8 protein-coding genes and 1 pseudogene are annotated in these 11,978 nt (G+C 60.2%); 5 read left to right on the top strand and 4 right to left on the bottom strand.

Annotation, left to right across the window (positions count from 1 at the left end; all coding sequences use genetic code 11):
• Positions 1–200: 200 nt before the first annotated feature.
• From ACIU1A_RS01365 to istB, 5 genes and pseudogenes are all read left to right on the top strand, one after another.
• Positions 201–1,172 carry a helix-turn-helix transcriptional regulator gene (locus ACIU1A_RS01365; RefSeq protein WP_404926366.1) on the top strand — a complete coding sequence of 324 codons (972 nt, stop codon included), beginning with the start codon at positions 201–203 and terminating at the stop codon, positions 1,170–1,172.
• 474 nt (positions 1,173–1,646) lie between these two features.
• Complete coding sequence (locus ACIU1A_RS01370; protein ID WP_404926367.1) at positions 1,647–2,582, top strand: 3-keto-5-aminohexanoate cleavage protein; 936 nt, start codon at positions 1,647–1,649, stop codon at positions 2,580–2,582.
• Positions 2,583–2,931: 349 nt separating this feature from the next.
• A complete protein-coding gene (locus ACIU1A_RS01375; RefSeq protein WP_404926368.1) occupies positions 2,932–3,312 on the top strand; it encodes a PaaI family thioesterase in 381 nt (126 codons plus the stop codon).
• Between the two features lie 450 nt (positions 3,313–3,762).
• Entirely contained in the window at positions 3,763–5,331 is a 1,569-nt protein-coding gene (istA, locus tag ACIU1A_RS01380) for an IS21 family transposase (RefSeq protein WP_404928068.1), read from the top strand.
• Positions 5,264–5,997 (top strand): annotated as a pseudogene (istB, locus tag ACIU1A_RS01385) (IS21-like element helper ATPase IstB). The gene istA and the pseudogene istB overlap by 68 nt, the downstream one beginning before the upstream one ends.
• A gap of 893 nt (positions 5,998–6,890) precedes the next feature.
• Here istB and ACIU1A_RS01390 read toward each other — a convergent pair.
• The 4 genes from ACIU1A_RS01390 to ACIU1A_RS01405 form a co-directional block, all read right to left on the bottom strand.
• Complete coding sequence (locus ACIU1A_RS01390; protein ID WP_404926369.1) at positions 6,891–7,295, bottom strand: alpha/beta fold hydrolase; 405 nt, start codon at positions 7,293–7,295, stop codon at positions 6,891–6,893.
• A gap of 274 nt (positions 7,296–7,569) precedes the next feature.
• On the bottom strand, positions 7,570–8,751 hold the full coding sequence (locus tag ACIU1A_RS01395; protein ID WP_404928074.1) for a M20 aminoacylase family protein: 1,182 nt from the start codon (positions 8,749–8,751) through the stop codon (positions 7,570–7,572).
• A 71-nt stretch (positions 8,752–8,822) separates the two neighbouring features.
• A complete protein-coding gene (locus ACIU1A_RS01400) occupies positions 8,823–10,205 on the bottom strand; it encodes an aspartate aminotransferase family protein (RefSeq protein ID WP_404926345.1) in 1,383 nt (460 codons plus the stop codon).
• 74 nt (positions 10,206–10,279) lie between these two features.
• On the bottom strand, positions 10,280–11,650 hold the full coding sequence (locus tag ACIU1A_RS01405) for an MmgE/PrpD family protein (RefSeq protein ID WP_404926346.1): 1,371 nt from the start codon (positions 11,648–11,650) through the stop codon (positions 10,280–10,282).
• Positions 11,651–11,978 lie beyond the last annotated feature (328 nt).

The following is an 11,978-nucleotide window of genomic DNA, read 5'->3' on the forward strand; positions in this document are numbered from 1 at the left end:
GGCTATGTTCGGCGAGCGGCAGGGCCCCGCCGTCTGTACCACCCAGTACAATGCATATGCCGTCCTTGTTGACGCTCCCACACTTTAGCCGTAGAAGTATCGCAACTAGAATAACGGGATGGAGCGATGTTTTCATCGGCCCCTCCTCAACCAGTCGGCGGCCGTCGCAGTGTTCCGTGGTCATCCGATGAGGCCAGCACTTGATCAACACGGATGAATTTGTTCGCCGCCTGAACGACGGAAGCCGTTTCCGCATCGAGCGTGCCGACGGAAGAGAAGCTACCGGCACCTACCGCCTCCTGCCTCCCGTGGAGCACGCCCTGGGTCAGGTGGTCGGCTATTTTGACTATGAGAAGCCCTGTCTCACAATCCGCAAGCTGCAGGCCAAGGACGAATTTCACGACGATGAACTAGGCCTTGGGCGCATGGTGTTTCTGCTCCACCTGTCCGGATCGCGACGGATCGAGCTTGGCAGCGCGCATCAGCATGAGTTGACTACGCCGACGCTCGCCGTTTTTTACCAGCCGCCGGGATTTAACAAGCGAAGTGTCTGGACCCGCGGCGCCAACGAGTTGTCACTGTCCGTCGGCATTTGGCCAGATAAACTGTCCTCGCTGTTCGGTTTTTATCCGATCTGCTTTCCGAATTTTTCAGGCGTTGACGGTGACAAGGCCGAGGCATTCTGGTATTCACGACCACTCCCGTATGCGCTTATGTCGGCGGCCGAGGAATTGCTGAACCGTAGCATTCATCCATTGCTCTCCAAAAGCCATATTTCGATCAAGTCCCAAGAGCTACTCTGCCTCAGTCTGAGCACGCTCCTGTCCGATGGCGAACTCCTGTCCCGTTCCGACCTGACCTTGAATCGCGTCGAACACGTCAAGACCATAGTCGACGCAAACCTGAACAACCCGCCCTCTCTGGCGGAGCTCGCCACTACACTCGGCGTGTCCACCCAGGACCTGTCGGATGAGTTGCGCAAAGAAACGGGTATCAGTTACGCCCAATACATCACCGAGCGCAGAATGAAGCGGGCAAGATTGCTACTGGAGGGCGGCGATACCCCCCTCAAACGGGTCGCCTACGAGGTCGGCTACGCTCACGCCTCAAATTTCTGCACCGCCTTCAAGCGACAATTTGCTACCACGCCAAAAGGCGCACGCGGGCGCTAGACATAAGAACGTCTAAGATTCCACGCGGGATGGTGTGGGCCGCCCTGTTCGTCGATCGAGCGCAAGAGTCGGCCGGGGCTGGCCATGACGCGCGTGGCGCGGCGTGGCTCATTTGGAGGATGACATGATCGAGGCAGTGCCGTGCATTGAAGCGAATCAGCACCGAGTCTCTAAAGTTTTTCCGCAGCGCCGGCCGGTCGACAGAGCGTTGCTCATAGGCTCGGGCCCGAGGGCATCATAGTGAAAGCCATATCTCCGGGGGGCAAACGCGGGCGCCCCCAAATTTTGTTGCGATTCTGGCCTTTGACCGGCGAGCTTGGTGGCCAAACATGCTACTCCATATACTGCGGAACATTGATGATTTGGGCGGTCGCATCCTGATCATAAATCTTCGCCCCTTGGAATAACTCTCGCGGCTCGCGCACTGAATCGCATTCCGATTAGATCATCCAGTTAGACCACTGGAGCGATTTCATGTCCGCTGGACGCAAAGTCATCATCACGTGCGCGGTGACAGGCGCGGCGCATACGCCAACAATGTCACCATATCTACCGATCACTCCGGAGCAGATCGCCGAGGAGGCGATCGGAGCGGCGGAGGCGGGCGCGGCCATCGTCCATTTCCACGCCCGCAATCCTGAGGATGGCCGTCCGACACCGGATCCGGACGTATATGCGCCGGCAATCGATCGAGTGCGCCGCGAGTCTAACGTGATCGTCAACATCACGACGAGTGGCGGGCCAAAGGCTACCGTCGAAGACAGGATCACGGCAGCCCTGCGATTCAAACCGGAGATGGCCTCACTGAATATGGGATCGATTTCTCCCTACGGACGGCAAAGGATTCTCGAAAAATTCGAGCATTGGCAGCACTCTTGGGAGCAGGAACTGTTCGCCGCAGCGCCGTCCCGGGTCTATCCGAATACTGAGGACATCATCACACGGACAATCAAGGAGGTCGGTGCTGGCGGCACACGCCTCGAATGCGAATGCTACGACGTGGGGCATTTGTACAACGTCGCCTACTTCGTGGATATCGGCCTGCTGACGCCGCCCTTCATCATTCAAACAGTATTCGGGTTCAGCGGCGGAATCGGCCTCGATGCCGACAACATGACTCACATGCGCAACGTCGCCGACCGACTGTTCGGCTCCGATTATCACTGGTCTGTCCTTGCGCCTGGAAAGCATCAGTTCCGGCTGTGCACCATGGGGGCAACCATGGGCTCGAACGTGCGGGTGGGGATGGAAGACAACCTCTACCTTGAGAAAGGCAAGCTCGCCCGGTCGAATGCGGAGCAGGTGGCGCGGATGCGGGACATCCTGACCCTTTTGTCCTTCGATATCGCAACACCGGACGAGGCCCGGGAGATGCTCGGACTCCAAAGGCAGGGGCGTGCCGATGGTTGAGACGCGAAAGGTGGTAGAGTGCGCGACGGTCACGAATGCAGTTGAAGTCCCTGAGGCACCAAACACGGCCAAGACTCCCAAGAGCCGCAGCCGATTCCTATCGGCCTCCGGCTACCCTTTCCTCCTGTTTATTGACGGGAACGATCAATCTTCCCTTCAGACCAGAGCACGGCCGTAAACTGTGAAGCTTTGGTCGACGCGTTCGGAGCGTCTGCCGAGCGCTAACTATGGCTGACTTTGCCACGGCAATTGATGCTGAGCGCTTATGTGAGGGCCAATGACCGAGAAACCGACTTTCAATCTCATCCGGACTGGACCAGGGCCTTGGAGCGACGAGGACATCAGGTGCATGCCGACCAGAGGGTTTCAGAAGACTCTTGGGATTGAGCTCGACGAGATCTCCCCGGAATGCATCACCGCGCATATCGACATCGAGACCCGACACATCAATTCTGTCGGCGCGGTGCATGGCGGGATACTTATGTCACTTGCGGACAGCCTTGGCGCGATGGGGGCGCTGCAAAATCTCGGAGCGACGCAGAGAACGGCGACGCTCGAATCGAAGACGAATTTTGTACGCCCCTGCGCTGGGGCGAGAGTTACCGCCGAATGCCGACCGCTTCACTTGGGCCGGCAGACATCGGTATGGCAAACGGTTGTGCGGGATGAAAACGGGAAGATCTGCGCATATGTCTGGCAGACGCAGATCCACATCGATGCCAAAGCCTGACCACTTCAGATCAGGGTCTCGCTTGGCGTCAAGACCTAAGTAATGCATGCGTTCCTGTGCAGCAGGAGTTGGATCGGCAATCAGGAGCCCTGGGCGGCCTGGCTAGCAGCTAGTTTAAGGCACAGCTAGCGATCGGGACTGCGTGGAATATCGGGATGCGAAGCGGACCGCTCGGGGGTCATCGAGGTGGTCCCGACGGTCCCGCCGTTCGCCAACGCGGTCTCTGCCTCACGCAGGTTCCCGACCTTCGGCTTCTGTTCCACGCCGTTCCATTTCCAGCCTGCGGATATGTGCTGCTCTTGCTGGGCAGAACGTCAATGGCGGTTCCGAGAATGTGATTTTTCATGGAATGAGGACCCTGTTTGAGGGGTGATTTTCGTCCAAACGGGACCCCTTAACGATGGGGTCATCAAGATGCCTCCGGTTTGATCGGAGGCATTTGTGTTTTGGATGTTGGTTGTGGAGACGATTGCGAAGATACGCCGGCTGTCGCTGGTGCAGGGGAAGTCGATCAAGGCGATCTGCCGGGAGCTGAAGATCTCCCGGAAGGTGGTGCGCAAGGTTTTGCGTTCCGAGGAGACAGAGTTCCGCTACGAGCGCAAGCATCAGCCTTATCCCCGGATGGGCGCCTGGCGTGACGAGCTGGATCGGCTGCTATCGGCGAATGCGGCCAAGTCTCAGCGGGAGCGGCTGACACTGATCCGCATCTTTGAGGAGCTTCGCGGCCTCGGCTATGACGGCAGCTACAGTTCGGTGTGGCGGCATGCTCAGAGCTGGGCGGCGGATCGCGGCAGCGCCGCGGCCGAAGCCTACATTCCGTTGAGCTTTGCGCCGGGCGAGGCCTACCAGTTCGACTGGAGCCACGAGATCGTTCTGCTCGACGGCGTGACGGTAACGGTGAAGGTGGCGCACATGCGGCTTTGCCACAGCCGTATGTTCTTCGTGCGGGCCTATCCGCGCGAAACGCAGGAGATGGTGTTCGACGCCCATGACCGGGCGTTCAGCTTCTTCCGCGGCGCCTGCACGCGCGGCATCTACGACAACATGAAGACGGCGGTGGACGCGATCTTCATCGGCAGGGATCGCCGCTACAACCGCCGCTTTGCGCAGATGTGCGGGCATTACCTTGTCGAGCCGGAGGCCTGCACGCCGGCGGCCGGCTGGGAGAAGGGGCAAGTCGAGAACCAGGTCGGGCTGGTGCGCGAGCGCTTCTTCACACCGAGGCTGCGCTTCAAGACGTTGGAGGATCTCAACGGCTGGCTGGCCGACAAATGCGTTGCCTATGCCAAGGCGCATCGGCATCCCGAACAGGGCGAGCGCACGATCTGGGACGTATTCGAAGAAGAGCGCGCCAGCTTCATTCCCTATGCCGGGCGCTTTGACGGCTTCCATTGCATTCCCGCGTCGGTGTCGAAGACCTGCACGGTGCGCTTCGACAACAACAAATACTCGGTGCTGTCGAGTGCCGTCGGCCGGCCCGTCGAGATCCATGCTTATGCCGACCGGATCATTATCCGCCAGGACGGCGTGGTCGTGGGCGAGCATGCCCGCTGCTTCGGCCGCAACGAGGTCATCTACGATCCCTGGCACTACGTGCCGGTGCTGGCCCGCAAGCCGGGCGGATTGCGCAACGGCGCGCCGTTCCTTGGCTGGGTCCTGCCGTCGGCAATGGAGAAGGTGCGCCGCAAGCTCAAGGCGGTTGATGACGGCGACCGGCAGATGGTGTCGATCCTCACCTGCGTGCTGACCGACGGATTGAGCGCGGTCGAGGCCGCCTGCCAGGAAGCCATCGAGCACGGCGTCTCGTCGGCCGCGGTGATCCTCAACATCCTGGCCCGCAGCCGCGATCCGGCGCCGGGCACGATCCTTTCCATTCCCCAGGCGCTGAAGCTGGCTCACGAGCCGGTCGCCGACTGCGCCCGCTATGACAGCCTCAGGAGGACGAACAGCCATGGAACGCACCGAAGTACTGGAACTGATGGGGGCGCTGAAACTCTTCGGGATGCGCGCGGCCTATGACGAGATCATGGGCGTCGCCATTAAGCGGCAGCACGAACCGCCGAAGATCGTCGGCGATCTGTTGCAGGCCGAGATATCGGAGAAGCAGGCCCGTTCCATCAAGTACCAGCTCACGTCGCCAAGCTTCCGCTGGCCAAGGATATCGAGGACTTCGATTTTGCCGGCACGCCGGTCAACGAGAGCCTGATCCGCGACCTCGCCGCCGGCGCCTTCGTCGCCGATCAGCGCAATGTCGTCCTGGTCGGCGGGACAGGCACCGGCAAGTCGCATCTGGCGATCGCCATTGCCCGTTCTCTCATCCGCAACGGCGCACGCGGGCGCTTCTTCAACGTTGTCGACCTCGTCAACAGGCTCGAGACCGAGACCCGTGCCGGCCGGCAGGGCCGCATTGCCGATCATCTTACCCGGCTCGACTTCGTCGTCTTCGATGAACTCGGCTATCTTCCCTTCGCCCAGGCCGGCGGGCAGTTGCTCTTCCATCTGGTCTCGAAGCTTTACGAACGCACCAGCGTCATCATCACCACCAATCTCGCCTTCGGGGAATGGCCGAGCGTCTTCGGCGACGCCAAGATGACAACCGCGCTGCTCGACCGCCTCACCCATCACTGCGAGATCGCCGAGACTGGCAACGAATCCTGGCGCTTCAAGAGCCGCTCTCAAAGCTGAAGTTCGAAAGCCAATCAGTCGCGCCCGATCAGGCTGTGCAACCCCGACCAGCTTCGCCTGATCGGGCGCTTACCGGCGTGCCTCTCAACACCGAAAGCCGGGGTCCCTTTTGCGCGAAAAAACAGGGTCCCGATTCCGTGGTCATTGACATCCGAGAACCGCAGCACGAGGGTGCGCCGCAGCATCATAGTTAACCATTGCCTCGGCTGGCTTCGCAGCTTCGAGAACCAATATCTCGTCTGTCCGCCCGAGATCGCTCGGCACTTCGATCCCGAGCTTGCAGCGCTCGGCGGCTATGCCCAGCACGTCCCAATCTCTGCAATGTCGAGGACCTTCTATCTCTGTTGCCGGGATGGTCGCCCTCACCATTTACCCGCCGTTGATGCCTTGCGGCCCGATCAGACCGAGAGGCTCAAACAACTTGTCGCCGAGCAAGGCCAAGAAAGAGGCCGCACGCGCCATCTGGTCGACGGATACTCGCTGCTCGGATAACAGGCCCTGTCCATGCAACGGTCAACCTCGAGGAATGCTCTTGCTTCCCGTCCGCGAGAAGAACTCTTGGCCGTTATCGTGCCCTTCGATAGCCTCTGATGAGGATGCAGTCGGTTGTCCTGCAGGATAGGGCGGCGAAGCCATGGGTGGCCGTCTCCCGCCGGCGGCCGTACCTGTATCAAGCGGCGAGCGTAACAGTACCACCAAGGTCTGATCTGCACCTTCGCCTTGCCTGGTACGCCCTCGACAAGCTCGTAAGGCGAATTTCGATAGCCGTCGCTCCATCCCGAAGCGAACAGCACTGGGCAGTGAAATGATCGAAGTCGTAATTTATCGACGCGTGGCGCCAGTAATCCGCGACTCTGGTGGAATATCATGAAGGAGGGTTCATTCTCCAGGCGCTACCGCCACATATCGCGCCAGCGCTCACTGACGATCTGCGGGTCCGGCAGGAGAGATATACCACCGAGCATGCTCGCGGCACGCGACAAATTGGTCGAACAGTGAGCGCCGCCCTTGTAGCGAAGGGCGTCGCTACATCGGTCGATCGAGCAACTGGCCGCTATGACGGCCGTGAGCGCGGGCGGCTTCAGTGCGGCTACCCTCGTGGAGTTGCCACCGCCCCACGAGCTTCCCACCATGCCTACTTCACCATTGGACCACGCCTGCGCGGCGATCCAAGCGATGATTTCCACCGCATATCGGGAAGTTCTTTTGTAAACTCGTCTTCGTGCAAGCCTTCCGGAGCCACCCATGTCAACCCTAACTACCGCAATTCCGGCCGCTGCGAACAGCGGAAAGTCCACGTCATCACGCCGGGCCTTGCGTTACGATAGGGGAGGAAGCGCGATTTTAGTGCCGTCCGGCATCCAGATCCGTCGAGTTCCGTCATTGAGCGGAATTCATTGGTTCTCGATGACTATGAACGTGCGTCTGTTAACTTCCTGCGCATGGGTCGGCACAGGCTGTGCCAACAAACCTTCCGTCGCGCAGCCCGTGGAGGCATATCTATCGTCGGGGTTGCTCACTCCGTAGCTCCTTGTTCCAATCTTTTTTGTCTACCGCGCGTTTAAGGTGATTCTAGTTCTGTTCTCTCGTCACCAGGTCGACCCATAGCGCGATGCCGAGGGGCAGAGCGCGGTCGTTGAAATCATATTCGGGATGATGAAGGGGGACGGTCATGCCGTTGCCCATAAAGATGAAGGCGCCGGGGCGGGCCTTTAGCATGTAGGAGAAATCTTCCGCGGCCATTATGGGTGCCATGTCGCGCTGCACCGCGGCATCTCCAACAACGCGTGCCGCGGCGTCGCCAAGAATACGGGCCTGGACGGGATGATTGACCGTCGGTGGGTAGCCAATGCGATAATCGAGTTCGACCTCAGCGCCGAACGCCTTGGCAACGTAGTTGGCTATGGCCCGGACGCGGCTTTCGACCTTGTCGCGGCTGGTCTCCGACAAGGTGCGGGCGGTGCCCTTCAGTACAACCTCGGACGGGATGACGTTGTATGCCTCGCCCGCGTGGATGGATGTGACCGAGAGCACGACCGGGTCATTTGGGTCGACGCTCCTTGCGACGATCGTCTGCAGTGCGCTGACCACGTGGTTGGCAATCATGATCGGATCGATGGTTTCATGCGGCCGGGCCGCATGTCCGCCCTTGCCTAGGACCTTGATATCGAAGCGGTCGGATGCGGCGAGCATGACGTCGCCCGACAGGGCGAATGTACCGACCTCCATTCCGGGCATATTGTGGAGTGCGTAAACCTCCTCGATGCCGAACCGTTCGAAGAGGCCGTCTTCGAGCATCACCTTGGCACCGCCACCTCCCTCCTCCGCGGGCTGGAAGATCGCTACCACGGTGCCCGAAAAGGCACGCGCCGCGGCAAGGTATCTCACGGCGCCAAGCAGGATCGCCATATGCCCGTCATGCCCACAGGCATGCATTTGTCCGTGCGCAGCCGAGGCGTAGGGCAATCCGGTCGCCTCAAGGATGGGCAGAGCGTCCATGTCAGCACGGATGCCGATGGTGCGACTGGACGGTGCGGTTCCGCCCCGGATCACAGCAACGACCCCGCTTCGACCGATGCCGGTCGCTACCTCGTCGCACCCAAAGCTGCGGAGGAGGTCGGCGACGCGTGCGGCCGTGCGGTCGACGTCAAACAGAAGCTCGGGATAGCGATGGAACTCGTGGCGCCAAGCCGTTGCAGCAGTTATGAGCTCCTTGTCCGGCGTCATCCCGGCGATGCGAGCCTGTGGCGGCAGAGGTAGGGGGCCCTGCACATCAAAAGCATCCAACGTGGATTGCGTCGGGTCAGGATGAAGACAAGCGGGCTTCATCGGATTTCGCTCTCAAACGTACGGAACGTCTCTGTGAGAAGCTCGATGAACAGGTCGATTTCCGACTCGGTTATGATGAGCGGTGGAGCTGCCATGAACCACTCCCCGAATTTTCCGCTCGCGGCGCGGCGCGAATAAATATGGAGGCCAAGTTCGCGGGCGATCTCCGAGACGCGGTAAGACGCCTGCTTAGCGGCGGGGAAAATAGCCTTGGTGGCTTTGTCCTCGACGATTTCCACAGCGTTCAAAAGCCCCATGCCGCGCATGTCGCCAATTGTTGTGCTGCTATCCTTCAATGCGTTTAGCTTTTGACGAAGGATCACTCCCATGCGCTGGGCATTTTCCATCAGATTCTGCTTCACCAGCTCGGTGAGAACCGCGACCCCGATCGCCGAGGAGAGGGGATTGCCGGAATAGGTGTGGCCATGCAAGAAGCCACCAGCTTCGACAACCTTGTCGACGATCCTGTTGGGGGCAATCATGGCGCCGAGTGGCGTGTATCCGGCGCTCAAGCCCTTGGCGCAGGCGACAAGGTCCGGCAACGCGTCGGGCCAGTGATGGGCGGCCAAAAAGGTTCCGGTCCGGCCGGCGCCACACATGACCTCATCAAAGATCAACAGAACGCCGTAGCGGTCGCAAATCTTCCGGACCTTGGTATAGTAACTGTTCGGCGCGGCCAAGGCGCCGGTGGCGACGCCCCCGACTGGCTCCATGATGAAAGCGAGTACCGTGTCCTCACCTTCCGCGAGGATCTGTCTTTCGAGCTCGTCCGCGCAGTGGTCGGCATAGGAGTGAACGTCGTAGCCCTCGGGGATGCGATAGCTCAATGGTGCCGGGATCTTGGGCATTACCCGCATAATCGGGCCGAACATCTGGTCGCGATCCGGATCACCGGTGACCGCAGCGGCGCCGAGCGTCGAACCATGGTAGCCTGGCATGCGCGCAAGGATCTTCGAGCGCTTCGGTTGACCCGTGACCACGGCGTATTGACGTGCAAGTTTGAGGGTGGATTCGATCGCCTCCGAACCGCCAGAGACAAGAAAGGTCTGATCGAATCCCGGGCCCGCAAGCTCCGAGATCATCCCGCACAGCGTTTCGGTTGCTTCGCTGGTGAACGCCGTACGGACGACGTAGCTAAAGCGCTTCGCTTGTTCGATCATGGCGTCGCATACGCGCTCGTTGCCATGGCCGATATTGGCGGCGACGGCGCCTGACGACCCGTCGAGATAGCGCTTGCCGTCGGTGTCCCAAAAGAAGATGCCTTTGGCGTGGGAGATCATGGGCATTTTGGCAACGCCGCGCCCGGCGTAGAACGCCCCTCCGGTAGACTCCTTTTGAACGGGTTTGGACTGCGTGCTCTGTGTGCTCAGTGTGGACATCTTGCAGTTGGTTCCTGTTAATTGGTTTCGGAAAGGGGAGGGGGACTCTTTACCGACCGCCCCGGTGCGCGACGTCACATCACGGCGCATGATTCAAGTGCCTCGCGGACGGAAAGAGACTCCAATTCGAGGAGAGCTTCCTTCAGGCGCACCGCATTCGCCTCGCCGATAATGGGACTTGTAAGAGTGAGGAACTTGGCTTCCACCTCCACCGGCCCAAAAGCGGGCCCGCCGGGGGCGCCGGTCGGTATCTCGGCCTCTTCGCAAAGAGTTTCGCCATTCCAGAGGATCACGTTGACGCGGGCAGGCAGCAGCTTTTTCGCATAGAACTTCTCATCAGCGCCGGCGAGTGTTGCGAGACTTATTCGGGACGCTGTTTCTTGGAGATCTTTGTCCGCCAAGTCGTCTTCGCGCAGGCCCGTCGCGGAGGACTTGTCGTGCAGTTCGAGAGCGAGCGCATACGGGATATGGAACGCGGCCTCGACAGTCGATTGCGGCCACGGGCCGTTGAAGTCGCGGACGAACTCGCTCACCGTTTCAACGTGAATGCCCTTGATGTCGGCGCGGCCGAGACGGTGGCGGCTCAGCAACGCGCGCAAGCAGTCAACCGCCGTGTGGATCCAGCGGCAGACGCCAAACGGCTTGAAACCGGTCTCGAGGATGAAGTAGCGCTCACCCCACCGATCGAGCATGTCTCCGGCTTCAAAGCGGTCGGACCCGGCCATAGCCCAGAACCCGTCATCGCCGTCAAAGATGGTGCGATTGCCATGGAAACCGGCGCGTACAAGGTCGACCGCGGTGATCGCGCCCTTATTCGCCCATCCGTAATTGTTCTTCAGCAGGCTCATCGGCCGCGAGTGGAACTTGCGCAAGAAGGGGAGCGGGGCATGCATTGGGGTCAGGCCGTAGGCGTCCGCGATCTGCGTGGCGGTAAACCGGTACAACAAGCTTGCCGCGGTGCAGGCGCCAAAGATTTGCCAGGTGGCGTAGCCCTTGACTTGGCGGTCGCGATCCTCACTGGGACGCATGGCCGTGCCAAGGCGCAGCGACATTTCGTAGCCGCCGACAATCGCTGTAATCAGCTCCTTGCCGGAGCTGCCGACGTCTTCGGCGACGGCGAGAGCGGCTGGGATAATCGACGCGCCTGGATGGCCGAAGAGGATGTAGGAATCGTCGAGGCTGAGCATGCTGGCGCTGAGCGCGTTGGCATGGGCCGCATTAGCGGGATGGAAGCGCAGTGATGTGCCGAAAACGGTGCTGGGGCCACCGGAATCGATGCGCGCCAGGTAGGGTGTCATCTGATGAGCCCCGCGCGTCGTGCTTCCCGCAATCATGCAACCAACATGATCGAGGACGAGAAGCTTCGCCTTGCCACGTACGTGTGCCGGCAGCTCGTCATAGGTGAGGCTGGCGATCGTATTGGCGACGTCTCGTGTCAGCGACATGTGTTCGAATCCTAGTGAGGAAATGTAAAGTAAAATTCAGGTAGACCTGTGGCTGCGGCCCCGCGGTGGGAGGGTGGTTAGTTCTCGATCCAGGCGTTCCAGTGGTCGATCATGGACACAAAATGGCATCGAGGTCACCTTACACACTCACGCTTCGTTGATCTGATCACTCCGGTGCCCAAGGAGCACCGCTGGTCCTTTTGTGGCTCAACAACTGCAGTCTAAGAACTTTGGGGTTTCTTGGCATTTTACATGAGTTATGAGCGCGGCGTTTTTCGTTATTCGGGTTAACCGACGTCTGACCCCGGAAACCGCGCAGGTGACAACG

The sequence above is a fragment of the Mesorhizobium maamorense genome, from assembly GCF_044998965.1.
Lineage (GTDB): Bacteria > Pseudomonadota > Alphaproteobacteria > Rhizobiales > Rhizobiaceae > Mesorhizobium.